Consider the following 23,244-nt stretch of genomic DNA (forward strand, 5'->3'; position numbering starts at 1 on the left):
CTGCCGTGATTAAAAGATGTCAAAATTGTGACTGCCAGCTTGCAGAGGATGACCTAGTTTGTCCTAAGTGTGGACAGGTTATCCAGACTGAGCAAGATTTCTACCTGCAAGAAGCGGACAGTAAGACTGAAGAAGAAACAGATAAGAAGGCCAAAAAAATGAGCCGGAAAAGACGGGCTGACCAGGAGAAGTGGACCGCCTATGCCAAAGACTTCTCCCGTTGCTTCTTGGCCTTTTTGAAGAATCCGATTAAGAATATCCAAAATCCTAGTTATATCAATTCCTACTATGGGGTGGCTATGCTGGTGATCCTCACCCTGACCAATACGGTGACCCTAACAGCCATGGCGAATTTTGCTTTCTCTAATTATGCCTGGCTATCCAGCATCTCGATCTTACCCAACATTGATTATTACTTTAATCCTTGGTTGTTCTTTATCCAGGCCTTGGTGTACTTCTTTGTGATGTTCTGGTTAATCGCCGCGATTAGTCAGGCCACCATGCGCTTGATTTTTAAGCTGGACCAGAGCAACTTGGAATGGTTGACGCGCTTTATGGGCATGAATAGTCTGACCGTGGTCCTTGCCATTTTGGCCATGCTCTGTAGTTTAATCGCGCCCTTGCTCTTCTCCATCCTGGTTCTCTTCTTAATGCTCTTGGAGTTCATCGTCTTCCTGATTTCGATCCCGCTCCTCTATTACCTCTATGAGTCGCGGGTATCCTGGATCAACCGCTACTATGCAGCATTAATCGCTATTGCTTGCTTTGTCTTGCTTAATATTTTCTTAGTGAACATTATTTTCTAAAAAAATTAGGAAAAACGGTTGACAGCTTAACCGATATGCGGTAAGATATATCTTGTGTTAAGCAACGCGGGTATGGCGGAATAGGCAGACGCGCTACCTTGAGGGGGTAGTGGGAGTAACTCCCGTGCAGGTTCAAGTCCTGTTACCCGCATTCATAAAAAGCTCAAGAAGCTTACTGAATGTGAGAAAAGGCTAGAAAGTATTGTAGAAGTAATGCTTTCTAGCCTTTTTCTATTTTTAAAAAAATTTGAGCTTTCAGGAGAAGTGCAAAGAATTAAAAATATTTTTGCATGCATTTTGCACCCGAAATCGTTTGCGCTTGCCCGAAATGCTTGCCACAAAGGAGGGCCTTTTTAACAATCAAGCAGGCAAATATCCTCACTTCATGATAGAATGAACTTATGACCTGTCATGAAAGGAGGGGCTGGCTGTCTGGGCCTGATGATGTTAACAAGGAATCTGATCTTAGCCAGTTTGTGGCTGCTATTGTTTACTTTGAGAAAAGTTTTGAGTCGGTTTTTAGGGAAGAAAGCTTGCTAGGATAAGTTTTTCATTCTGAAAAAGAGAAAGCTATCAGTGTGCTGGGCTATGTGCTTTAAAGAATTTCTTTGATAAACTTATCATTTTTTTATCATATTTCTTTAAAAAAGGATGAAAGTTAGGTAGAATAGACATAAGGAAAGGTGATGATTGAATGCCAGTAGTGGATCATACATGTGTACGCGTTAAAAATTTAGAAGCGTCCATTACGTTTTACCAAGATGCCTTTGGTTTTGAAGAGGTGGAGCGTCGGGATTTCCCAGATAATGAATTTACGCTTTGCTATCTTTCTTTACCAGGCCAAGACTATAAATTAGAGTTAACTTATAACTATGACCATGAAGCCTATGATTTAGGGAATGGTTATGGGCATATTGCGATTGTAACCGCAGATGCCGAAGGACTCCACCAAGCTCATAAGGAAGCGGGTTATCCTGTAACAGACTATGTCGGCTTACCTGGGACAGAGCCATTCTACTACTTTGTGACTGACCCAGATGGCTACAAGATTGAAGTTATTGACGAAGAGGCTTGGAAATAACTTGCCTTTTTAGTGGAAACTGTGCTATACTTATCTCGCGATGAGCTGAGTACACTTAACTGTGTATTGAGAATATAGAGAGCACACGTTGCTTAGCAACACTACAGGAAGTAGGTGCTCGGATAAAGTTGCTGTGAACAGCTTTATCCCTTGTCTAGGAGAAAGCGAGAACAATTAACTTTGTTCTCGCTTTTTTTTTAGAAATAAATGCAAGCGTTTTTATAAAAAGGGAGGAGGGAGAATATGACGCAATTGACCAAAGACCAACTGGCAACAGAAATGTATTATTTCAATTTAGGCAATCATTTTTCCGCTTATCATTTTCTAGGTGCCAAGCCTTGCCGCGATGAGTCCGGCCAAGAGGGTTATCGTTTTACAGTCTGGGCTCCCCGGGCTAAGACCGTTGCAATTATTGGAAGCTTTAACCAGTGGCAGGAAGAGACCCTTGAAGCAGTGGGGGAAACCGGAGCTTGGACCATCTTTAAGGCTGAGGCTAAGGAATGGGACCTCTATAAATTTGTGATCACGGACCAAGCAGGGCGTAAAAAGGAAAAGCAAGACCCCTTCGCCTTTGCCAGTGAGGTCCCACCCAAGACAGCTTCGGTGATCCAGAACTTGCCCCAGTATGACTGGCAGGATGCCGAGTGGCTGGCCGAGCGTCGGAAAGCTAAGCGCTATGACCGGCCATTAAACATCTACGAGGTCCATATGTCCTCCTGGCGCCGTCATCCGGATGGGTCGGCTTATAGCTTCGATGACTTGAGGAAGGAACTTATTCCTTATGTCAAAGAAATGGGCTATACCCATATCGAATTCATGCCTTTGATGGAGCACCCCTTGGAGGCTTCATGGGGCTATCAGATTTCGGGCTATTTTTCGATCGCAGGTCGCTTCGGCCACGACTTTGAACCCCTAATGCGTTTTGTGGATGCCTGCCACCAGGCGGGGATTGGGGTCTTGGTGGATTGGGTGCCCGGCCACTTTGTCCGCAATGATGATGCTCTGGCCTATTACGACGGGACCCCGTGCTTTGAATTTCAAGACCCTCAGCGTGCGGTTAATAACCGCTGGGGGACCTATAATTTTGACCTAGGCAAGAGCCAAGTCCACAGCTTCTTGATTTCGAACGCTATTTTTTGGCTGGAGGAGTTCCATGTCGATGGTTTGAGGGTGGATGCCGTCTCTAATATGCTCTACTTGGACTATGATATTGGGGACTGGCAGCCTAACCGCTATGGCAATAATGTCAACTTGGAGGGGGTAGACTTCCTCCGCCGTTTGAACCAGGAGATCTTCTTGCGGGATGACTCCTATCTCATGATTGCGGAAGAATCCACGGCTTGGGATGGGGTGACCCGCCCCACTTCCGAGGGGGGCTTGGGCTTTAACTTCAAATGGAACATGGGTTGGATGAATGATACCTTGAATTTCTTTAGCTTGGACCCCATCTATCGGTCTCACAACTATAGGTTAGTGAACTTTACCTTCATGTATATGTTCCATGAGAACTTCATCTTGCCCTTCTCCCACGACGAAGTGGTCCACGGCAAGGAGTCCCTCTTAGGGCGGATGCCGGGGCAAACGCGTTATGATGAGTTCTCAAACTTGCGAACACTAGAGGGTTACCGGATGTGCTATCCAGGTAAGAAATTATCCTTCATGGGCAATGAAATTGGCCAATTCTTAGAGTGGCGCTTCTACAGCCAGCTGGAATGGGAGGACCTGGACCGGCCCTATAACCGGGAATACCAGCACTACATCCAGTGCTTGAACCAGCTCTACCAAGACCAAGCAGCCCTCCATCAATTGGACCTGAGCCCAGAAGGCATTCGTTTCCTGGAAGCGGATGATGACCAGGAGACTACGGCGGCCTTTATCCGAAAGAGCCAAGATCCAGAAGATTTTATTGTGTGTGCTTATAACTTTACCCCCGTGGAACGTCAGAATTACCGCTTGGGGGTACCGTATCCAGGAACTTATCGTGTCCTCTTGAACAGTGAAATGCAGGAATTTGGAGGCAATTGGGAATACCAGCAGGAAACTTATACGGCAGAGCAAGTGCCCCACCAAGGCTTTGATTATTCGCTATCTGTCGTATTGCCCTCCCTGTCGACCTTCCTATTGAAGCCCGATCAGCTTTTGACGGAGAGGCCAGAAGCATTAAAGAAAGAAGATTTAGTTTAAGGAGGGGAAAGAGAGTAATCTCGATCATTATGAAAAAACAACTATTAGCTATGATACTTGCTGGGGGTAAGGGGACCCGCCTCGGTAAATTAACCAAAGAAATTGCCAAACCAGCTGTTCCTTTTGGAGGCAAATACCGTATTATTGATTTTCCTTTGAGTAACTGTGCCAATTCTGGCATCAAAAAAGTGGGGGTCATGACCCAGTATGAACCCTTAGTCCTCAATGACCATATTGGGGTGGGAGTGCCTTGGGACTTAGATTCTAACGAAGGTGGCGCCTATGTCCTCCAACCTTACTCTTCTACGGAAGATGGGGAAAAATGGTTTAGAGGGACAGCCAATGCTATCTACCAAAACATTAACTTTATCGATAGCCAGAAGCCGGAATATGTCTTAGTCCTGTCGGGGGACCATATCTATAAGATGGACTATGAACGCATGCTAGAAGACCATGTGGCCAACGGGGCAGACTGTACCGTTGCGGTCATTCCGGTGCCCATGGAAGAGGCATCACGCTTTGGGATTATGAATACCGATGACGATGATAAGATTATTGAGTTTGAAGAGAAACCTGAGCATCCCAAGTCGAACCTAGCTTCCATGGGGATCTATATCTTTACTTGGGACAAGCTGCGGGACTATCTCACTTCAGACCCTGAAAAAATGGAAGACTTCGGGAAAGACGTGATTCCAGCCTATCTGGACAATGATGAAGCCCTCTATGCTTACTCTTTTGATGGCTATTGGAAGGATGTGGGGACCATCGAAAGTCTCTGGGAAGCCAATATGGAATTCCTGGACCCTGACCACCCCCTCAATATTCGCTCAAATGACTGGCCTATTTATAGTAAGAATATCGTGTCACCTCCTCAATTATTAACGGAAGAAGCGGATGTGACGGAATCCATGGTCTGTGATGGGGCCTTCATTCGTGGTCAGGTCAACCGCTCAGTTATTTCACAAGACGTGAAGATCGGCAAAGACAGCCAAGTGGAGAAATCAATCCTGATGACTGGGGCGCGTGTGGGACAAAATGCCGTGATTAAGTATGCTATTCTCGGGGAAGGCGCCCAAATTGCGGACAATGCCCAAGTGATTGGGACCCCAGAAGAAATTAAAGTCGTCGGCTATGAAGAAGTAGTGGGAGGTAGCGACAATGAAGAAGAATAAATTAAGTGCCATTATTAATATGACTGAAGATGATAACAAGCTAGCTCCGCTGACGGATAGTCGGCCAATTGGCGCCCTGCCTTTTGCCTGCCGCTATCGCCTTCTAGATTTTACCCTGTCGAGCTTGTCACACGCCGATGTGCGCTCAGCAGCTATCTTCATTAATGAAACGGGTCGGTCCGTCTATGACCACATCCGCAGCGGCCAGGCTTGGGACCTGGATACGAATTCAGGCGGGATCTTCACTTATTCGCAGATGAAGCATAAGAAGGCTCTCTATGAAGCGGCCAGCCGGATTGGTGACTTCTATGAAGACCACAAGATCTTTATCGAACGGGCCAATAGCGAGTATGTCTTTATTTCGGGGTCTAAGATCCTATCTAGCGTCAACTTAGTGGACATGCTGGATACTTTTGAAGCGGGCAGCGCCGAAGTGATGCGGATGTATGCTAAGAAGGAAAAGAGTTTCGTCGAATATCATCCTGATGAGAATTTATTGACCATCGATGACAAGGGCTATGTGACTGACCTGGCTAAGGAAGGCGTTACGCCAATTGAAGGCGAAACAGTTAACTTCGATATGAACATGACCATCATGCCTGCCAATATCTTGCTTGAAATTATTGACAAGGCCAATGCGGAGAACCTCAATGATAATCTCGACCAAATTATTGAGAAATATCTCCTGGATTATACCGTCCAAGCTTATGAACACAAGGGCTTTGTGGCCAATATTGATTCCGTTAAGGCCTATTATGATACCAGTCTCTCCATGCTGGAAGGGGAAGCCTTCACTAGCCTTTTCCACACTGAGTTGCCGATTATTACCCGGACCCATAATGGGGCTCCAACTTATTACGGCAAAAAGGCTGAGGTTCACAATGCACAGATCGCGACCCATACCGATATCCGAGGTAAGATTTCCCACTCGCAAATTTCACGCAAGGTTGAGGTTCATGAGGGGGCAGAAGTCGAGAATTCTATCCTCTTCCAAGGCTGTGTCATTGAAGAGGGCGCCCGGGTCAAGCATGCCATCCTGGATAAGCGGGTCTATGTTGAGGCCGAGGCTGTGGTCGAAGGAACGCCCGAAGAGCCCCTAGTGGTTGCTAAGAATACACGGATTAAAGCCTAATGCAATAGTTTAAAGGAGACAAAAATGAAAATTTTATTTGCTTCAGCTGAAGCAGCCCCCTTTTTTAAAACAGGGGGCTTGGGCGATGTGTCCTATGCCCTGCCTAAGGCCCTAAAAGCCCAGGGCATTGATGTTCGGGTAGTCCTTCCTTATTACACCCTCATGTCTGAGGAGTATAAGGAAGCTTGTGAAGACCTTTTGAATTTCCAAGTGGAGATGGGCTACCAACGTCAAGCTTATGTAGGGATCAAACGCCTGATTTTAGACGATTTAACCTATTACTTTGTGGATAATTTGGATTATTTCAATCGACCTTCCTTGTATGGTTATGAGGATGACTGTGAACGCTTTGCCTTCTTTGACTTAGCTGTGATTGAAATGATGCAGAAAGTAGACTTTATTCCAAACATTATCCATGTCAATGACTGGCAGACGGCCATGATTCCTGCCCTCCTAGTGGACAAGTACCATTGGCTGGAAGATTACCGCGATATCCGTAAGGTCCTGACCATCCACAATATTCAATTCCAGGGTTGGACGGACAAGGAAGCCCTTTACTCTTATTTCAATACGACGGACGCTACCTTCCACGACAAGGGTTGTGAGCACCATGGCGCGGTTAACTATCTCAAAGGGGGTATTAACTTCTCCGATATTGTGACAACAGTGAGTCCCCGCTATGCTGGTGAGATCCAGACGCCAGAATTCGGTGAGGGACTAGATGCCTGCTTGCGTGACAACCACTTTAAGATTCGGGGGATTATTAACGGTATTGACTATGACTTAAATAATCCGAAAACAGATCCGAATCTAGCGGTGAATTATGACGCTCAGACTGTCCAGTCCGCTAAGCTTAAGAATAAGATTAAGCTCCAGGAGCGAGTTGGACTAGCTAAAGACCCAGATGCAGTTCTATTGGGCCTGGTGTCACGGCTGACACCGCAGAAGGGCATGCAGTTGATCCAGGAGAAGGCGGAAGAGCTCTTGAATACGCGCCGGGTCCAAGTCTTGGTTTTGGGAACGGGAGACGATGAATTTGAACACTCTTTCCGTTACTTTGAGCACAAGTATCCAGGCCGCTTTTGTGCCTATATTGACTTTGACATCCACCTGGCCCAACAGATCTATGCGGGTTCTGACCTCTTCTTGATGCCGAGTGCCTTTGAACCCTGTGGCCTGTCCCAGATGATTGCTATGCGCTACGGAACCCTGCCCCTAGTCCATGAGGTGGGAGGCTTGGCCGATACAGTTGAACCCTACAACCACTTTACAGGCGAGGGAACTGGCTTTAGCTTCAACCAATTCAATGGCCGCGACTTCTTGAAGATTCTTAACTATGCGGTTGATGTTTATGAGCATGATAAGAAGGCCTGGCAAGCTTTGATCCAAGAGGCCATGAGCCGCGATTTCAGCTGGCAAGGACCGGCTGAAGATTATATCCAAGTCTACCAATCCTTATTGGAAGCCTAAAATAAAAGGCCCTGCCCCCAGTCAAGTTCTGGGGCAGGGCCTTTGTGTTGGATGATTAACATCGGTTGGTCTGATAGAGGGTAGAGAGGAAGGCTTTGGCGCCTGCTTTAAGACAGGCTTCGTCGAAGTCGAAGGCATCGTTGTGGTTGCCGGCAGCTAGGGGGCAGGCGAGGACAGCGTAGGTTGCCTGGCCGCCCTGGTCTTGGACGGCTTGCATCATATAGGCGAAGTCATCGGTCGCTCCGCGGTTGGCATATTGGCGGTAGGAATGGTCGAAGTCGGGGACTGCCTTGCTAGCCTGGTAGACCTTTTCGGCGAATTCGCGGCTGGCCTGGGCATTGATGGAGCCGCCGACGATTTCTAGCTCATACTGGCAGTCATAGATCTCACAGGCTGCTCGAATGGAGGTCACCGCCTTGTCATAGAGGTGCTGGTTGACTTCCCGGCTGGGCCCCCGGGTCTCGGCTTCAAAGTAACAGAAGTCGGGAATGACATTGCGTCCGGTTCCACCGTTAATGGTCCCGATATTGAGTCGGCCATTGCCATGGGAATCCTGGAAAAACATGTTCATATTGGCGATGGCAGAGGTGGCTGCGAGAATGGCATTGTGACCAGACTCTGGGGCCAGGCCAGCATGGGCCGACCGACCGTGGATGCTGACATTGAATTTACTAGTGGCGTAGAGGCCGGACCAGTCGCTATAGAAGGCCAGCTCATTCTCGGGGCTCTTCAGGATATGGCAGGCTAGGAGGTAGTCAACACCTTCTAAGACGCCTGCCTCGACCATGGCCCGGGCCCCGCGTACCCCTTCTTCGGCGATTTGGAAGATAAAGCTAATTTTCCCGCAAAAATCTTTCTGGTAACGGTGGACCAGTTTGGCGAGCACGAGGCCGATAGCTGTATGGCCGTCATGACCGCAGCCGTGCATGGCATCCGGATTCTTTGACCGGAAGCCGGCTTGGTTAGGGAAGTGGTCGGCTTTCAGTGTTTCATGGAGGTCATTGGCATCGATATCGAAGCGGAAGGCCAGGTGGGGCCCCGGTCGACCTGTATCAATTTGGGCGATTGCTCCAGGAAAGCCAGCCATCTGCCGGATAATCTGAGGATCAGCCCCTTGGTCGATGGCGCGGTCCCTGGCTGCTTGGCGACTAGCATAGTCAGGGCGCCCCCAGGCAAAGTCGGGATTGACCAGGTCAGGACCGAAGTGGACTGGAATCCCGGCTTCTTCTAGGTAAGTGATGATTTGTGAAGTCGTTCGAAATTCCAACCAGGCTGTCTCCGGATACTGGTGGAAGTCCCGCCTCAGCTGGATCAAGTCCTCCTCCATGTCATCAACTGCCGTTAATAAAGCCTCTAAGTCCCCATTCATTGTTATTCTCCCTTTCTCCTAGCGTTCAAAATATAATACCTCTACCATAGCCTAAAGGCCGTCGAAAAACAATACTTTCCTGAAAAAGCCAATGAAAGATTCTTGTCTAGCAGGAACAGGTATGATATATTATAGAGAAATGAGAAAATTAAACATGAATGAGGTTATGCTGATGAAAGTGATTAAATTTGGTGGAAGCTCGGTGGCTAGTGCTGAGCAGATTAAAAAAATTAAAGATATCATTGTAAGTGACGCTGACCGACGTATCGTGGTCGTTTCGGCTCCTGGTAAGCGTTTTCCAGAAGATACCAAGGTGACCGACCTCTTAATCGACTTAGCTTCTCAGGTGCTTAATGGGAATAAGGGGGTCTCTCATGTCTTTAATCAAATTGTCAACCGTTACAAAGAAATTGCGACGGACCTGGCCATTGATGAGGATATTGTGAGTGAAATTTCCCACAGCCTGCAAGAGCTGATTGAAGGGGACACGACGGAAGAATCTTATTTCATGGACGCTTTGAAAGCCAGCGGGGAAGATAATAGTGCCAAACTCATTGCCGCCTACCTGCGCTCAGAAGGCATTCCTGCCCGCTATATTAGCCCGAAGGAAGCGGGCCTCTACTTATCCGACGAGCCGGGCAATGCCCAAATCTTGCCCGAATCCTATCAAAATCTCTTTGCCTTGAGAGACTATGACGAGATTATTATTTTCCCAGGCTTCTTCGGCTTTACCAAGACTGGCAAGCTGGTGACCTTCTCACGCGGGGGGAGCGATGTGACCGGGGCTATCCTGGCTAATGGGGTCAAGGCGACCTTGTATGAAAACTTTACTGATGTGGATTGTATCTATTCAGCCAGCCCAAGTATTATCGAGAAGCCAGTGCCGATTGAAGACTTAACCTATACCGAAATGCGAGAACTCTCTTATTCTGGCTTCTCTGTTGTCCACGATGAAGCCCTCTATCCTGCTTTTGCGGAAGGGATTCCCGTTGTGGTCAAGAACACGAATAATCCAACAGCGCCAGGGACTAAGATCACCCGGACGCGGTCTGAATCTGAATACCCCCTCGCTGGCGTTGCTAGCAAGTCTGGTTTTGCTTCCATCTACATCAGCAAGTACATGATGAACCGGGAAGTTGGCTTCATCAACCGGGTCCTGGATGTCTTGGAAGATTATAATATCAGTTTGGAACACATTGTTTCGGGGATCGACGACATTGATATTGTCTTCAAGGAAGAAATGATTACTGCTAAGCAGTTCCAAGACCTCTTAGTGGAGATCAAGGTCAAGACAGCAGCCGACGTGGTGGAAAAACGGGACAATCTTTGCTTAGTTATGCTGGTGGGGCAAAATATGCGACATAAGATTGGACTGATGGCTCGGGCAACCAAGGCCTTAGGTGAAGCTCAGGTTAATATCGACATGATCAACCAAGGTTCATCCGAGAATTCCATTATGTTTGGTATCAACGAAAATGAAGAAGAACGCGCCGTTGCCGCTATCTATAAGGAATTTTTCGAATCTGATAATAAATAAAGAATTAATTTAACTAGGGAAGCTGAGTCTTCCCTTTTTTAATTTAAACTAAATAGTACATATGAGCATCCGTTGCGCTTTTGAATTTGATCGTTATAGAGCCATGGCACCGGCTCGAGCCAAGGTCACTCGCCTAGCGAGCTTCAAACGTCTAGTACGGCTAACGCCTACTATACGTAATTCACATCGCTTGCTTGTTCATGGCTAACGATCAAATTCAAAGCTCCACTACTGCTCATAATTAATTAAAGCTCCTTATCCAATACTAAAAAGGATGGTAGCTTGTATTATTTAAATTCATTGAAATCCATAAAAATATCCCTTTAGAGTAGATTCTGCTTGTAGCATATTTACTCTAAAGGGAAAATTTAATTTCAATCGTTCAATGATAGTTGCTGTGGGCTAATTGAGCCTTATTAAGCTTCAGGTATATTATGCATCGACTCAATCGAATGAAAATAACTTTGCTTATGTTTTAGGAAACCCAAACTCTGCTTAACGAATCCAAGCGAAGTAGATGATAACGACTAATCCCAGGACAATCCGGTACCATCCGAAAGGCTTGAAGTCGTTGCTTTGGATGTAGCGGAGGAGGAGCTTGATAGTGATAACGGAGACCAGGAAGGCAACGACCATGCCCACTGCCAGGTAGCTGAGCTCGAGTCCGGTGAAGCGGAAGCCTTCAAGGAAGCCTTTGACCAGTTTTAGGAAGCTGGCGCCGAACATGATGGGGATACTCATAAAGAAAGAGAAGTCAGCGGCAACGGGACGGGAGGTGCCCATGATGGTGGCCCCGAGGATTGAAGACCCGGAACGGGAGGTGCCGGGCACTAGGGACAGGCACTGGAAGAGGCCGATTTCAAAGGCCCGTCGGTAGGAGAGTTCGCGCATGCTGTTGACTTGGCTGGTCCGGGTCTTGTTGTAATTTTCTACCAGGATAAAGGCGATACCGTAGATAATTAGAGCCAGGGCCACGACCAACCAGTTCATCAGGTGGGCTTCCATCCAGTCATCGATCAAGAGACCGAGGACGGCGGCAGGGATACAGCCAACCGCTACTTTAAACCAGGTTTCCCAGGTTTCTCGTTTTTCTTCCTTAGTTTTTTGCGGGGAGAAGGGGTTGAGTCGGTTAAAGTAAATCCAAATGACTGCCAAGATAGCGCCGAGCTGGATGACAACGATGAAGATGTCCCAGAATTCGGGGCGGACTTGGAGTTGGACGAATTCCTCCACGAGGATCATATGGCCGGTACTCGAGATGGGCAGCCACTCGGTGATGCCCTCAATCAGGCCGATTAAGATAATTTTTAAGAGTTCAAGCATAGACAGCTTTTCCTTTCTGTGAGTTACTTCTTAGCGCTTAAATAAGCAGCTTCCAATATAACAAAGTTTCGCCTCTACCACGGGCTTCTGACCTAAATTTGAAGAAAATTTAAGAAATACTTTGGACACAGACGACCTGGTCGAGCTGGTAGTCGAAGTCTTTAGCTGTTAGAAGACCAGTTTCGGGATCGCGGTCGAAGAGGCGCAAGTGGCCATCGTTTTGGTGGGCCACGAGGAGATAGGATTCATCGGGGGATAGGTTGAAGTCCCGGGGAAAGTCGCCCTGGCTGGCAATGACTTGGATGCGGTCCAGGCTTCGACCATCTCTACTCAGGGCACATACTGTCAAAGTATTTTCTCCTCGGTTGGAGCAGTAGAGGAAGCGGCCGTCGGAAGAAATCCGGATAGCAGCGCTGGAGTTGAAGGCTTGGGGCGTTTGGGGCAGGGTCTGGTAGCGACCCACTGCTTCTAGGTGGCCGGACACGTCGTCGACTTGAACGACTTCGACCGTATAAGAGAGTTCGCTCAGGACATAGACATAGGGGAGCGTGGGATGGGCGACCAGGTGGCGGGGGCCTGAGCCGGCTGGGATAGCGAGAGTATCGACCAGCTGGAGCTTGTCTTCCTGGATGCGGTAGCTAAGGACTTCATCCGTCCCTAGGTCACAGGCTAGGAAGTAGGGGCTGTCCCGGTACTGTTTGAAGTAATGGCAGTGGGGTTGGTCCTGGTTGGGATGGGGCCCTGAGCCGGTGCGCTGGACAATATCCGCTAGCTCGAGTTTGCCATTTGCCTGGACTTTGATTAAGATAAGACTAGCTTGCCGGTAGGAGGCACAGAGAACGTAACGCTCATCTGCGCTCAGGCTCACATAGCAGGCTGGCTCTTCGAGAAAAGCTAAGCGGTCTGCGAGCTGGTAGCCCTCTTCTGTCCAACGATAGTGGCTAACACCCGGCTCTGACCCTGCATTGGACAGAGTGAAGAGCGACTTCTGGTCGGCTGACAGACAGAAGTAGCAGGGGTCGGCCTCTTCTATGAGGCGATCGACTTTAAGCGGCTGGTCTAAGTTAGGGTCCACGCTCAGGCTGTGGATGCCCGTATTGGAGCCATCGGTATAGGCCCCGAGATAAAATTGGTCCATGTTAATCCACCTTTCATATTAATTTTACTATAAGTTCAGGACCTGGGTTAGGCCAAAAACAAAATATATTGTATACTTAAGCAATAAAAGTAAATTATTCCTAGAGGGGGAGTTCGATGACTGATAAGCGAAACCCAAATGATAAAATGAACCAGTACTGGCAAGAACGAAGCGACCAACTGCAGAAGATTAACTACCATTCCTTCCGGTCTTTCTTGAGCAACCGCTGGCTTCAATTGTTGCTTGTACTCATCTTAATTGCCTTATTCCTATTGATCTTTAGTCGGATTGCCCACTTATTCCATCCCGTCTTGGATTTCGTGAGCGTGATTGCCTTGCCGATTATCTTAGCAGCCATCCTCTATTACCTGACCGTACCTATCGTCAACCGCTTGGAAAAGCGGGGCGTCAAGCGGCAGTGGGGGGCTATCCTGGTCCTCGTCTTGATGGGGATAGCAGTCTTGATCCTGACCTATCTGACGCCGGTCTTCTTTGCCCAGTCCCAGTCTCTAGTATCCAACTGGGATGAGCTGATCTCGAGCTACGACCAGCCCTTGCAGCGTTTCTACCACAATCCCTTGTTTGAAGAGGGGGTCAATCTCTTGAACGACTGGGGACTCAACTTCATCCAGGGCAATTCCATTAATTGGTCGACGATTTTTAATTCGGCCATTGATTCTATCGGGTCTATTGTGGGCGTCCTGTCCAACTTCATCCTGGCCATTGTAACGGCGCCCTTTATCCTCTTCTACATGTTAAAGGACGGGCCCAAGTTGAAACAAAACCTGGCCTTGGTGGTGCCTAATCCGATTCGCTCGTCGACCATGCAGCTGCTCTTTGAGATGAACCAACAAGTCTCAGCCTATGTGCGTGGGCAGATTATGGTCGGCATCTCGGTAGCCATTATGTTTATGCTGGGCTATTCGATTATTGGCCTTCAGTACGGGATTATTCTCGGTGTCTTGGCGGGCTTCCTAAACTTGATCCCTTACCTGGGTTCTTTCTTAGCCATGATCCCAGCGGTTATTATCGCTCTTGTCCAAGGGCCTATCATGGTGGTCAAAGTCCTCGTCGTCTTCATGATCGAGCAGACCATCGAAGGCCGGGTGATTTCGCCCCACATCCTGGGTTCCAACTTGGACATCCATCCCGTTACCATTATGTTGCTCTTGATCGCTGGGGGGAAACTTTTCGGCATTATCGGGATTATTATTATCATTCCAAGCTACGCCATCCTCAAACTGATCTTTACCTACTTCTTCAAGTGGTACCGCAAAGTTTCAGGGCTCTATGAGGAAGACCTGCTGGCTGAATGGGATTCGGATGAATAAAATCCTCTAAAAAAACTTGTTCTAATTTGAATTGTGCTGGTGAGCATCCGTTTTGCTTTTGAATTTTGGATTTAAATATAAAGGAGGCTGGACAAGTATCCAGCCTCTTTTTAGTGGAAAAAATATTATTGTTTTTTAAAGTCCAGTGGGTAAAGAGATTTTTTATAGGCTTTTATTTTTAGTCCACTTTCCGGGCGAGGTCGATGATGATCTCTGCCAGCTTGGGATTGCGGACGAGGAGGGGGCCGTGGAAGTAGGAGCAGAAGGTGTTCTTGTAGAGGCAGCCTTCTGTTTGGTCCTGGCCGTTATTGCCGAAACCGTTTTTGACTTGGCCCAGGGCTTGGACGCCAGGACCCAGATAGGTGCGGCCGGCGTGATTTTCATAGCCTTTAAGGGTCAGGTCAAAGCGTTCATTGTAGATCTCGATGTCTCCAATCAGACGGTTGGCTTCGGTTTCGGTATAGTAGTCAATCGCTCCTAAGCCTTCCAAACGCTCGTGTTGGGCATTGATATAGTAGTGGCCCAGAAGCTGGAAGCCGCCACAGATGCCCACAAGGACGCCGCCTGATTCAATGTATTGGGTCAGGGGCGCTTTTTTTGTTTGGATATCCTTAGCTACCAAAGATTGTTCATAGTCCTGGCCGCCGCCGAAGAAGACCAGGTCATAGGCTTCGGGATCGAAAGGATCATTGAGGGAGACGAGGTCGGTTTTAACTGCTTCTCCCTTCTCCTTGGCCATATATTGGAGCATGAGGAGGTTGCCATTGTCGCCGTAGGTATTCATCAAGTTGCCGTAGAGATGGCAGATTCTGAGGGTCATGCTTGCATCCGCTCCTTCACATAGCCCTCCGCAGCCAGGGCCCGTCTGAGTTCGAGCATGGCGGTATAGGTGGCTAAGATATAAACTTTCTGTGACTGTGATTCTTTAATGTATTTAATGAGACTGACCGCGTCTTCAACCGGGTCTAGCTGGTCCTTGTCAAAGCCAGCTACTACCAGGCGCTGTTTCAAGTCAGTGGCCCGCATGCCGGCATAGGCGGTGTCTTGAACCTTGTCGAGTTGGGCTAGGTCCTCGAAGTTGCCGTCCCAGATCCAAGAAATGTCTTGGCCATCAGCCGGCTGGTCGTTGAGGATGGAGATGAGGTCAAAATCATCTTTTTCGAGCTTGATCAGTTCAATGATTTGGTTGAGGCCAACGGGGTTCTTGATCAGGTTGATCCGGACCTCTTTGTCTTCAATCTGGATCGTTTCTTGCCGACCGAAGATCCGTTGGGCAGAGGCTAGGCCGCGCTTAATGGTCAAGTGGTCGAGGCCAAAGTGCTTGGCCACGGAATAGGCGGCTAGGGCATTGTAGACATTGTAGAGTCCGGCCACGGGAATGGTGTAGTCCTCGCCGTCAATCGCGAAGCTAGCCTGGTCTGGGGTCAGGTCGTGGATAGCCGTCACCGCATGCTGGAGCTCGGGGCGTTGGAAGCCGCAATTCGGGCAGTAGAAGTCACCCAGATTGGAATAAGTAATCATATGATAGTGGAGGATCTGTTCACATTTAGGGCAGATCACCCCATCGGTATTGTAGTGGGCTAGGAAGTCTTCTTCCTTATTTCCATTAGCGAAGCCGAAGTAGGCTCGTTCATTAGCTGTCTCTTTAGAAGAAAAAATAGGGGCGTCCCCGTTCAAGAGCAGGCGGGCTTGAGGCGTCTTAGCGGCCCCTTCTAAGATCAAGTCGTAAGTGGTATAGATCTCGCCGTAACGGTCCATCTGGTCGCGGAAAATATTGGTCGCAACAATTAATTCAGGTGTCACTTGGGCGGTGACATGGCGCAGGCTGGCCTCATCCACTTCGAGAATAGCAATTTTGTCTTGGCCTGACTTGGTCGAAGCCTGGCTCACGAAGGTCGACGTAATGCCCTGGATCATATTGGACCCAGTAGGATTGGTCAAGACATGGGGGTAGACTTGCTTGAGGATATTGACCGCTAAAGCAGTCGTCACCGTCTTGCCATTGGTTCCTGTAATCAGCACAATGCGGTAGTCCTTAGCTAGCTCCTGTAAGACATCCGGATCGACTTTCTTGGCAATCTTACCAGGCAAACTCGATCCCCCTTTAGTAAAGGTATGGAGCCCCCAGTAAGAAGCCCGGCCAGCCAAAGCCGCCAATTGAGTTTTCAAACGCATGGATAAATTCCTTTCTAATTTAAAGGGTGTGAGAGGATGCGGGAGAAAGGGACCTCTGGAGTAAAAAACCAGAGAAGGCTGAAAGCCTTCGACGGGCTTTTGCGAAGAGGAGCCCTTTATGCATCCTCGAACCCGACTGTAAAGGGTATGAAGGCTGGCGTTTTAGCTTTCCTTCACTGGAACAAGTCAGCAGAGCAGTCTAACAGACTGCGGCGGAGACTTATGAAGTGACAGGAAAGCTGCCAGACCGAACCCAACTAGGGTGTGAACCAGAGCGCTTTGTTCTTACTCCACTTCATCGGGTTTTGGACCCTGTCTGCTCCCTATGATACCATAATTTGAAGGGCCTAAATGTATAAATTTATGCAAACATGTTATAATTTAAGCGTTCGAACTTCCCATCTTCTGCCAAGAACTTGGGGGCAAATATTGACTAAGTGCCGACTGCCAAGTATGATTAATAAGGTATTTATCTGACTAAGTGAATAGTCGGGAAGGAATAGGTGGTATTTTGGCACAATTATATTTTCGCTATGGAGCAATGAACAGTGGGAAATCGATTGAAATTCTCAAGGTGGCCCACAATTATGAAGAACAGGCTAAGCGGGTGATCGTGATGACGAGCGCCGTGGATACCCGGTCCGGCCAGGGCGTGATTGCCAGCCGGGTGGGTCATGAGCGGCCTGCTGTGGCGATTGATGGAACCTTAAATATTTATGACTATGTTGCTCGGGAAAACCAGGCAGAGCGTGTTTTCTGTGTCCTTATCGATGAGAGCCAGTTCTTGAGCGCTGACCATATCGACCAGTGCGCCCAGATCGTCGACGACTTGAATATCCCGGTCATGGCTTTTGGCTTGAAGAATGATTTTCAAAACCATCTCTTCACCGGTTCAGAACGGCTCTTGCTAGTGGCGGATAAGATTGAAGAAGTGAAGACCATCTGCTGGTTCTGCGAGAAGAAGGCGATCATGAATATGCGGGTCCATAATGAGGTGCCTTGCTATGATGGCGACCAGGTGCAAATTGGGGGAAATGAATCCTACTATCCCGTTTGCCGTAAACACTACAAGCAACCGCCCATGCAGGACGGTAAGATTGCTAAGCGAGTATAAAAGGAAAAGAGAGTGAAGATTGCATGCTATTAGATCAAATTGATACTTTTATCAACCGTTACCAGGAATTGGCCGAGTTATTGAGCGACCCCGATGTCATCAATGATGCCAAGCGCTTCCGCGACCTATCCAAGGAAGAAGCTGACCTCCGACCTAAAGTTGAGGCCTTCAGACATTATAAGGATGTCGTGGACCAAATTGAAGGGGCCGAAGAAATCCTGGCTGATGAATCAGATGAAGAACTCTTAGAAATGGCCAAGGAAGAACTGAAAGAGCTCAAGGAAGAGCGCGACCAATTAGAAGAAGAAATCCGTGTCCTCATGCTGCCGAGCGATCCTAATGATGACAAGAACATTATCATGGAAATCCGCGGGGCAGCAGGTGGGGATGAGGCCCAGCTCTTTGCGGCTGACCTCTATGAAATGTACTCTCGCTATGCGGAGAGCCAGGGCTGGCGGATCTCCGTGGTCGAAGCCCATAGCAATGACATCGGCGGCTACAAGGAAATTATCCTCCAAATTACTGGCGACAAGGTCTATTCCAAGCTCAAATACGAGAGTGGGGCCCACCGTGTCCAACGGGTACCCAAGACCGAATCCCAGGGCCGGGTCCATACCTCAACAGCGACAGTCGGCGTGATGCCAGAATTGGAAGACCTAGACTTCGAAATCGATGCCAACGATATCCGGACCGACATCTACCATGCCTCAGGGGCTGGGGGCCAGCACGTCAACAAGACGGCTTCCGCTGTCCGTCTGACCCACATTCCAACTGGGATTGTAGTGGCCATGCAAGATCAACGGTCCCAGCAACAGAACCGGGAGAAAGCTATGCTGATCTTACGGTCCCGGGTCTATGAACATGTCCAAGCGGAACAACAGAGTGAATACGACAGCAAGCGGAAGAACCTGGTAGGGACAGGGGACCGGTCGGAACGGATCCGGACCTATAACTACCCCCAAAACCGGGTCACCGACCACCGGATCAACCTGACCATCCAAAAATTGGACCGGATCATGCAAGGTGAACTGGAAGAAATTATCAATGCCCTCATCTTGGCTGACCAGGCTCAGAAATTAGAGGAACTCAATGAACAAAGTATTTAACGGCTCCTACCGAGAAGCTCTCTTAGGGGCTTCTTCTTTTTTAAGCGACCGGGGCTGTGAGGAGGCCATTGCCTACCACTATCTCCTAGGGCTGATGGATTGGGAGCCCAACGACTGGTACCGATACCAATTCCAAAGCATGTCAGTGGAAGACTACGCAGCTTATGAAGCGGGCATCCAGCGTATTGCCAAGGACCATTATCCCTACCAGTATCTTCTGGGGGAGGCCTACTTCTACCGCTACAAGTTTAAGGTGACGCCGGCCACCCTGATTCCCCGCCAGGAGACTGAACTCTTGGTGGACCGGGTGAAAGACTTGCTTGCTAAGGGAGAGCTTCCCCGTCAGGCCCAGGTCGTCGATATTGGAACAGGGACGGGAGCCATTGCCCTGACTCTGAAGAAGGAATGCCCCGACCTGCAAATCACAGCGACTGACCTGTCAGAAGAGGCTTTGGCCGTGGCCAGGGACAATGCCCAAGCCCTTCAAGCAGATATCCAATTGGCCCAGGGCGACCTCTACCAGGCCATCCAGGGGCAGACTTTTGACCTGATCGTGTCCAATCCGCCCTATATTGGTCGCCAGGAGATAGATGAAGTAGCGGAAGATGTCCAGCGCTATGAACCCGACCTAGCGCTCTTTGCTGAAGAAGAGGGCTATGCTATCTACTACCGACTTATCGATGACCTGGATGCCTATCTCAGACCAGGCGGCAGTTTCATCGCAGAAATCGGCTACCGCCAAGGCGACCAGCTCCTAGCTTACTGCCAGACTCACTTGCCGCATAATTACCACTACCGTATTGAAGAAGATTTTGCCGGGCACGACCGCTTTCTGGTGGTGTCCAAGGAAGGAGAGCGAGAAGATGACGGAAATTTATCAGAGTGACCGTATTGACGAAGCGGCCCAGCAATTACGGGATGGCCAACTGGTGGCTTTTCCCACAGAGACGGTCTTTGGTCTCGGCGCCATCGCCAATAACGACCAAGCCGTCCAATCCGTCTACCAAGTCAAAGGACGGCCGAGCGATAATCCCCTGATTGTCCACCTGGCCCACAAGGAAGACCTCTTCGCCTATGTGAGAGACCTGACCCCTGACCAAGTAAGCTGGGTGAAAAAACTCCAGGAGGCTTTCTGGCCAGGTCCTTTGACTCTAATCCTGCCCGTCAAGGAAGGGGTCTTCGCCCCTACAGTGACGGGTGGCTTGGATACGGTAGGGCTCAGGATGCCGGACCATCCCTTGACCCTAGAGTTAATCGAAGCGGTGGGCTTTCCGCTTGTGGGGCCTTCTGCCAACCTGTCAGGGAAGCCTAGTCCGACCAAGCTAGACCATGTCCGCCACGACTTCGACGGGAAGATTGCGGGTATCCTAGCTAGCCAACCCACTCGAATCGGGGTTGAGTCTACGGTCCTCGATCTGTCAGACCCGCGCGGCCTCTTTATCCTGCGCCCAGGCCATATCTCTAGGGGCGAGATCGAGACGGTTCTTGATGGGCCTGAGGTATCTTACCCCGACCAATTAACGGTGGAAGCTGACCAACAACCCAAGGCACCCGGGATGAAGTACCGCCACTACAGCCCCCATGAGACGGTTTATGCCGTGGCGGCTGAGCGGATGGCGGAAGTCATTCAAGCTAATACTGATAAGGCCATCTTCTGCGCCGGACAGGAGGCTAGCTTGGCTGGCCTGCCTCCTGTCGCCCAGACCTATTCCTTGGGCCCAAGCCTGGAGACTGCTACCCAGCGCCTTTTCGACGCCTTGCGGAAAGCCGATGACAGCCAGGATATTGACCTGATCCTCGTGGAATGGATCGACGCGGGCGAAGCCTCAGCAGGCTACCAGAACCGCCTGCTCAAGGCCAGCAGCCAGGTCTTTGCCTAGGCTGAGCTTTTCATCGACTAAACAGCTATTTCTCTTTGCAATTAGCTGAATTAGTGGTAAAGTAAGTAGAGAAGTTTGACTACGAATCTAAATATTGGAGGCAAAAAATGGGAAAATTACACGTGATTGATCATCCATTGGTCCAACATAAGATGACCTTGTTACGGGATAAGAACTTAGGGAGCAAGGGTTTCCGTGAACTTGTCAATGAGATTACGGTCTTCCTCGGCTATGAAGTCACCCGCAGTCTACCACTTGAAGAAGTGGAAGTCGAAACACCAGTTGCTATGACCAAACAAAAAATGATCACCGGTAAAAAAGTCGCTATCGCACCGATCCTGAGAGCTGGTTTGGGTATGGTTGATGGGATCCTCACCCTGGTACCAGCTGCTAAGGTGGGCCATATTGGCATGTTCCGTGATGAAGAAACCTTGGAACCCCAAGAATACTTCTTCAAGATGCCTAATGACATTGAAGAGCGCCAAGTGATTATTGTCGACCCCATGCTCGCAACTGGGGGCTCAGCCCTTATGGCTATCGACTCCTTGGTGAAACGCGATGTGGACCCTGCCCACATTGACTTTGTCTGCCTGGTTTCCGCACCAGAAGGGGTTAAGGCTATTCAAGACAAGTATCCAGAAGTCGACATCTATACAGCCGCTCTGGACGAAAAACTAAATGAACATGGCTATATTGTTCCGGGCCTCGGTGACGCTGGTGACCGTCTCTTCGGGACCCTCTAAGCCAGCCGCATACAAAAATCCAAGTCAGTCCCTCACTAGAAGTGGGGAGACTTTATCACTTGGATTTTTTTGTGTATAATAGTTAATTGAATACTGATGAAGGTGGTGTTTCCAGTTACATGGAGAATATAATTGTGCGGGGAGGCAAGACCCTCCAGGGAGAGGTCAAGGTTGATGGGGCCAAGAATGCGGTCCTACCGATTTTAGCTGCGACCCTCTTAGCCTCTGAAGGGAAAAATTTAATCAACAACGTTCCGCTCTTATCGGACGTCTATATTATGAAAGAAGTGCTGGCTTACTTGGACGCAGAAGTCCACTTTGACGAAGCCAAGCAACAAATTGAAGTGGTCTCAGAAGGCCAGTTAAGGACCGAAACGCCCTTTGAACTGGTCTGCAAGATGCGTGCTTCCGTTGTAGTCATGGGTCCGCTCCTGGCCCGTTTTGGCCATGTCAAGGTCGCTATGCCAGGTGGCTGTGCCATTGGCTCGCGGCCGATCGACCTCCATATCAAGGGCTTTGAAGCCTTGGGAGCTGAGGTCACCATGACCAATGGCTATGTTGAAGCCCGGGCCGACCAGCTTGTGGGGACTGATATATATCTGGACTTCCCCAGCGTCGGTGCGACCGAAAACATCATGATGGCCGCCGTCCTGGCCGAAGGAGTCACCACGATTGAAAATGTGGCCAAGGAACCAGAAATCGTCGACTTAGCCAACTACCTCAACCGGATGGGAGCCCAAGTCCAGGGCGCCGGGACCGATACCATTAAGATTACGGGTGTCGAATCCATGCACGGGACCGACCACTGCGTCATCCCCGACCGGATTGAAGCCGGAACCTTTATCCTAGCCACTGCCGTTGCCGGGGGCGAGGTCCTGGTCAAGGATGCTCTGGTCGAACACAACTTGCCTCTGATCTCCAAGTTACGAGAAATGGGAGTCGAAATCGTGGAAGAAATGGACGCTGTCCTGGTGAAATCAGAAGGCCAGTTGAAGGCAACAAATGTCAAAACCCTGCCTTATCCCGGCTTCCCAACCGACCTCCAGGCGCCCTTTACCATCGCCCAAATTCGTGCAGAAGGTGGTTCGGTTATGGAAGAGACGGTCTTCGAGAACCGCTTCATGCACCTGGAAGAACTCCGCCGTATGGATGCCCAATTCAAGATCCACGGCGATACCGTGAGCTTCGAAGGCCCTAGTCAACTCCAAGCTGCCAGTGTCCAAGCGACCGACCTGAGAGCCGCTGCAGCCTTGATTATCGCGGGTCTGGTGGCAGAAGGCACGACTGTTGTCTCTCAATTGCAGTACCTGGACCGGGGCTACCACCACTTGGAAGATAAGCTTCAAGCCTTGGGGGCGGATATCAAGCGGATTGACGCCGACGAATTGCAAAGCCGGCCAGCCAGCGACTTCTTCGACTAGGTGGTCCTATGGCGAAATCAAGGCGCGGCCTGAGGACCTGGCAGCGCTGGGGCCTCTATCTCCTGGCCCTGGTCTGCCTCTTTCTTATCGGCCTCATGCTAGGCTATGGCCTGGTCAGCGACTATTTCTTCCTTAAGGTCTTTGACGGCGAGGTCTGGCAGCATTTGTTGGATTATTTTAGGGGATAGGGTTTTATTAAATGAAAAAATATTTAGTGAATTGTATTGGTGAGCATGCGTTCCGTCTTGAAAGTGATCGTTAA

At 49.3% G+C, this 23,244-nt stretch carries 20 protein-coding genes and 1 tRNA gene; 16 read left to right on the forward strand and 5 right to left on the reverse strand.

Going from position 1 to position 23,244, the window contains the following annotated elements:
- The first annotated feature begins 5 nt into the window (after positions 1-5).
- The 7 genes from HMPREF2626_RS03155 to glgA all read left to right on the forward strand — a co-directional run bounded on the left by HMPREF2626_RS03155 (position 6) and on the right by glgA (position 7,845).
- A complete protein-coding gene (locus tag HMPREF2626_RS03155; protein WP_070617313.1) occupies positions 6-806 on the forward strand; it encodes a hypothetical protein in 801 nt (266 codons plus the stop codon).
- 66 nt (positions 807-872) lie between these two features.
- A tRNA-Leu gene (locus HMPREF2626_RS03160) sits at positions 873-957 on the forward strand.
- Between the two features lie 543 nt (positions 958-1,500).
- Entirely contained in the window at positions 1,501-1,887 is a 387-nt protein-coding gene (locus HMPREF2626_RS03165; RefSeq protein WP_067971571.1) for a lactoylglutathione lyase, read from the forward strand.
- 243 nt (positions 1,888-2,130) lie between these two features.
- Positions 2,131-4,071, forward strand: a complete 1,941-nt coding sequence (gene glgB / locus HMPREF2626_RS03170; protein ID WP_070617316.1) for a 1,4-alpha-glucan branching protein GlgB — start codon at positions 2,131-2,133, stop codon at positions 4,069-4,071.
- A gap of 29 nt (positions 4,072-4,100) precedes the next feature.
- On the forward strand, positions 4,101-5,243 hold the full coding sequence (locus tag HMPREF2626_RS03175; protein WP_070617318.1) for a glucose-1-phosphate adenylyltransferase: 1,143 nt from the start codon (positions 4,101-4,103) through the stop codon (positions 5,241-5,243).
- On the forward strand, positions 5,230-6,375 hold the full coding sequence (gene glgD / locus HMPREF2626_RS03180) for a glucose-1-phosphate adenylyltransferase subunit GlgD (protein ID WP_070617320.1): 1,146 nt from the start codon (positions 5,230-5,232) through the stop codon (positions 6,373-6,375). Before HMPREF2626_RS03175 ends, glgD begins: the two co-directional genes overlap by 14 nt.
- 24 nt (positions 6,376-6,399) lie before the next feature.
- Positions 6,400-7,845 carry a glycogen synthase GlgA gene (glgA, locus tag HMPREF2626_RS03185; protein ID WP_070617322.1) on the forward strand — a complete coding sequence of 482 codons (1,446 nt, stop codon included), beginning with the start codon at positions 6,400-6,402 and terminating at the stop codon, positions 7,843-7,845.
- A 55-nt stretch (positions 7,846-7,900) separates the two neighbouring features.
- Here glgA and HMPREF2626_RS03190 read toward each other — a convergent pair whose 3' ends face one another.
- Positions 7,901-9,214, reverse strand: a complete 1,314-nt coding sequence (locus HMPREF2626_RS03190) for an amidohydrolase (protein ID WP_070617324.1) — start codon at positions 9,212-9,214, stop codon at positions 7,901-7,903.
- 172 nt (positions 9,215-9,386) lie between these two features.
- Between HMPREF2626_RS03190 and HMPREF2626_RS03195 the strand changes: the two genes are divergently transcribed.
- A complete protein-coding gene (locus HMPREF2626_RS03195) occupies positions 9,387-10,751 on the forward strand; it encodes an aspartate kinase (RefSeq protein WP_070617392.1) in 1,365 nt (454 codons plus the stop codon).
- 495 nt (positions 10,752-11,246) lie between these two features.
- Here the strand turns inward: HMPREF2626_RS03195 and HMPREF2626_RS03200 are convergent, their stop codons facing one another.
- Both HMPREF2626_RS03200 and HMPREF2626_RS03205 read right to left on the reverse strand, forming a co-directional pair.
- Complete coding sequence (locus tag HMPREF2626_RS03200) at positions 11,247-12,074, reverse strand: undecaprenyl-diphosphate phosphatase (protein ID WP_070617326.1); 828 nt, start codon at positions 12,072-12,074, stop codon at positions 11,247-11,249.
- Between the two features lie 109 nt (positions 12,075-12,183).
- Positions 12,184-13,212 (reverse strand): lactonase family protein, encoded by a 1,029-nt coding sequence (locus tag HMPREF2626_RS03205; RefSeq protein WP_070617329.1) that lies wholly within the window; start codon positions 13,210-13,212, stop codon positions 12,184-12,186.
- 116 nt (positions 13,213-13,328) lie between these two features.
- Between HMPREF2626_RS03205 and HMPREF2626_RS03210 the strand changes: the two genes are divergently transcribed.
- Positions 13,329-14,543 carry an AI-2E family transporter gene (locus tag HMPREF2626_RS03210; protein WP_083294319.1) on the forward strand — a complete coding sequence of 405 codons (1,215 nt, stop codon included), beginning with the start codon at positions 13,329-13,331 and terminating at the stop codon, positions 14,541-14,543.
- A gap of 178 nt (positions 14,544-14,721) precedes the next feature.
- Here the strand turns inward: HMPREF2626_RS03210 and HMPREF2626_RS03215 are convergent, their stop codons facing one another.
- On the reverse strand, positions 14,722-15,363 hold the full coding sequence (locus HMPREF2626_RS03215; protein ID WP_070617331.1) for a type 1 glutamine amidotransferase: 642 nt from the start codon (positions 15,361-15,363) through the stop codon (positions 14,722-14,724).
- Positions 15,360-16,718 (reverse strand): Mur ligase family protein, encoded by a 1,359-nt coding sequence (locus tag HMPREF2626_RS03220; RefSeq protein ID WP_070617332.1) that lies wholly within the window; start codon positions 16,716-16,718, stop codon positions 15,360-15,362. The genes HMPREF2626_RS03215 and HMPREF2626_RS03220 overlap by 4 nt, the downstream gene beginning before the upstream one ends.
- 511 nt (positions 16,719-17,229) lie before the next feature.
- Between HMPREF2626_RS03220 and HMPREF2626_RS03230 the strand changes: the two genes are divergently transcribed.
- The 7 genes from HMPREF2626_RS03230 (at position 17,230) to HMPREF2626_RS03260 (ending at position 23,170) form a co-directional block, all read left to right on the forward strand.
- On the forward strand, positions 17,230-17,832 hold the full coding sequence (locus HMPREF2626_RS03230) for a thymidine kinase (protein ID WP_070617336.1): 603 nt from the start codon (positions 17,230-17,232) through the stop codon (positions 17,830-17,832).
- Positions 17,833-17,855: 23 nt separating this feature from the next.
- Positions 17,856-18,938, forward strand: a complete 1,083-nt coding sequence (gene prfA, locus HMPREF2626_RS03235; protein ID WP_070617339.1) for a peptide chain release factor 1 — start codon at positions 17,856-17,858, stop codon at positions 18,936-18,938.
- Entirely contained in the window at positions 18,922-19,824 is a 903-nt protein-coding gene (gene prmC, locus HMPREF2626_RS03240; protein WP_070617344.1) for a peptide chain release factor N(5)-glutamine methyltransferase, read from the forward strand. The genes prfA and prmC overlap by 17 nt, the downstream gene beginning before the upstream one ends.
- Positions 19,802-20,818, forward strand: a complete 1,017-nt coding sequence (locus HMPREF2626_RS03245) for an L-threonylcarbamoyladenylate synthase (protein WP_070617347.1) — start codon at positions 19,802-19,804, stop codon at positions 20,816-20,818. The genes prmC and HMPREF2626_RS03245 overlap by 23 nt, the downstream gene beginning before the upstream one ends.
- A gap of 107 nt (positions 20,819-20,925) precedes the next feature.
- Positions 20,926-21,561 (forward strand): uracil phosphoribosyltransferase, encoded by a 636-nt coding sequence (upp, locus tag HMPREF2626_RS03250; RefSeq protein ID WP_070617351.1) that lies wholly within the window; start codon positions 20,926-20,928, stop codon positions 21,559-21,561.
- Positions 21,562-21,680: 119 nt separating this feature from the next.
- Positions 21,681-22,982 carry a UDP-N-acetylglucosamine 1-carboxyvinyltransferase gene (gene murA / locus HMPREF2626_RS03255; RefSeq protein ID WP_070617353.1) on the forward strand — a complete coding sequence of 434 codons (1,302 nt, stop codon included), beginning with the start codon at positions 21,681-21,683 and terminating at the stop codon, positions 22,980-22,982.
- 8 nt (positions 22,983-22,990) lie between these two features.
- Positions 22,991-23,170 carry a DNA-directed RNA polymerase subunit beta gene (locus tag HMPREF2626_RS03260; RefSeq protein ID WP_070617360.1) on the forward strand — a complete coding sequence of 60 codons (180 nt, stop codon included), beginning with the start codon at positions 22,991-22,993 and terminating at the stop codon, positions 23,168-23,170.
- Positions 23,171-23,244: the final 74 nt, after the last annotated feature.

It is taken from the genome of Aerococcus sp. HMSC062A02, assembly GCF_001809535.1.
In the GTDB taxonomy this organism is placed as follows: domain Bacteria; phylum Bacillota; class Bacilli; order Lactobacillales; family Aerococcaceae; genus Aerococcus.

Excerpts from the sequence above, each read along its gene's own strand:
- HMPREF2626_RS03165 (WP_067971571.1), top strand. The coding sequence starts at position 1,501 with ATGCCAGTAGTGGATCATACATGTGTACGCGTTAAAAATTTAGAAGCG.
- glgB (WP_070617316.1), top strand. The coding sequence starts at position 2,131 with ATGACGCAATTGACCAAAGACCAACTGGCAACAGAAATGTATTATTTC.
- HMPREF2626_RS03175 (WP_070617318.1), top strand. The coding sequence starts at position 4,101 with ATGAAAAAACAACTATTAGCTATGATACTTGCTGGGGGTAAGGGGACC.
- glgD (WP_070617320.1), top strand. The coding sequence starts at position 5,230 with ATGAAGAAGAATAAATTAAGTGCCATTATTAATATGACTGAAGATGAT.
- glgA (WP_070617322.1), top strand. The coding sequence starts at position 6,400 with ATGAAAATTTTATTTGCTTCAGCTGAAGCAGCCCCCTTTTTTAAAACA.
- HMPREF2626_RS03190 (WP_070617324.1), bottom strand. The coding sequence starts at position 9,214 with ATGAATGGGGACTTAGAGGCTTTATTAACGGCAGTTGATGACATGGAG.
- HMPREF2626_RS03195 (WP_070617392.1), top strand. The coding sequence starts at position 9,387 with ATGAAAGTGATTAAATTTGGTGGAAGCTCGGTGGCTAGTGCTGAGCAG.
- HMPREF2626_RS03200 (WP_070617326.1), bottom strand. The coding sequence starts at position 12,074 with ATGCTTGAACTCTTAAAAATTATCTTAATCGGCCTGATTGAGGGCATC.
- HMPREF2626_RS03205 (WP_070617329.1), bottom strand. The coding sequence starts at position 13,212 with ATGGACCAATTTTATCTCGGGGCCTATACCGATGGCTCCAATACGGGC.
- HMPREF2626_RS03210 (WP_083294319.1), top strand. The coding sequence starts at position 13,329 with ATGACTGATAAGCGAAACCCAAATGATAAAATGAACCAGTACTGGCAA.
- HMPREF2626_RS03215 (WP_070617331.1), bottom strand. The coding sequence starts at position 15,363 with ATGACCCTCAGAATCTGCCATCTCTACGGCAACTTGATGAATACCTAC.
- HMPREF2626_RS03220 (WP_070617332.1), bottom strand. The coding sequence starts at position 16,718 with ATGCGTTTGAAAACTCAATTGGCGGCTTTGGCTGGCCGGGCTTCTTAC.
- prfA (WP_070617339.1), top strand. The coding sequence starts at position 17,856 with ATGCTATTAGATCAAATTGATACTTTTATCAACCGTTACCAGGAATTG.
- prmC (WP_070617344.1), top strand. The coding sequence starts at position 18,922 with ATGAACAAAGTATTTAACGGCTCCTACCGAGAAGCTCTCTTAGGGGCT.
- HMPREF2626_RS03245 (WP_070617347.1), top strand. The coding sequence starts at position 19,802 with ATGACGGAAATTTATCAGAGTGACCGTATTGACGAAGCGGCCCAGCAA.
- upp (WP_070617351.1), top strand. The coding sequence starts at position 20,926 with ATGGGAAAATTACACGTGATTGATCATCCATTGGTCCAACATAAGATG.
- murA (WP_070617353.1), top strand. The coding sequence starts at position 21,681 with ATGGAGAATATAATTGTGCGGGGAGGCAAGACCCTCCAGGGAGAGGTC.
- HMPREF2626_RS03260 (WP_070617360.1), top strand. The coding sequence starts at position 22,991 with ATGGCGAAATCAAGGCGCGGCCTGAGGACCTGGCAGCGCTGGGGCCTC.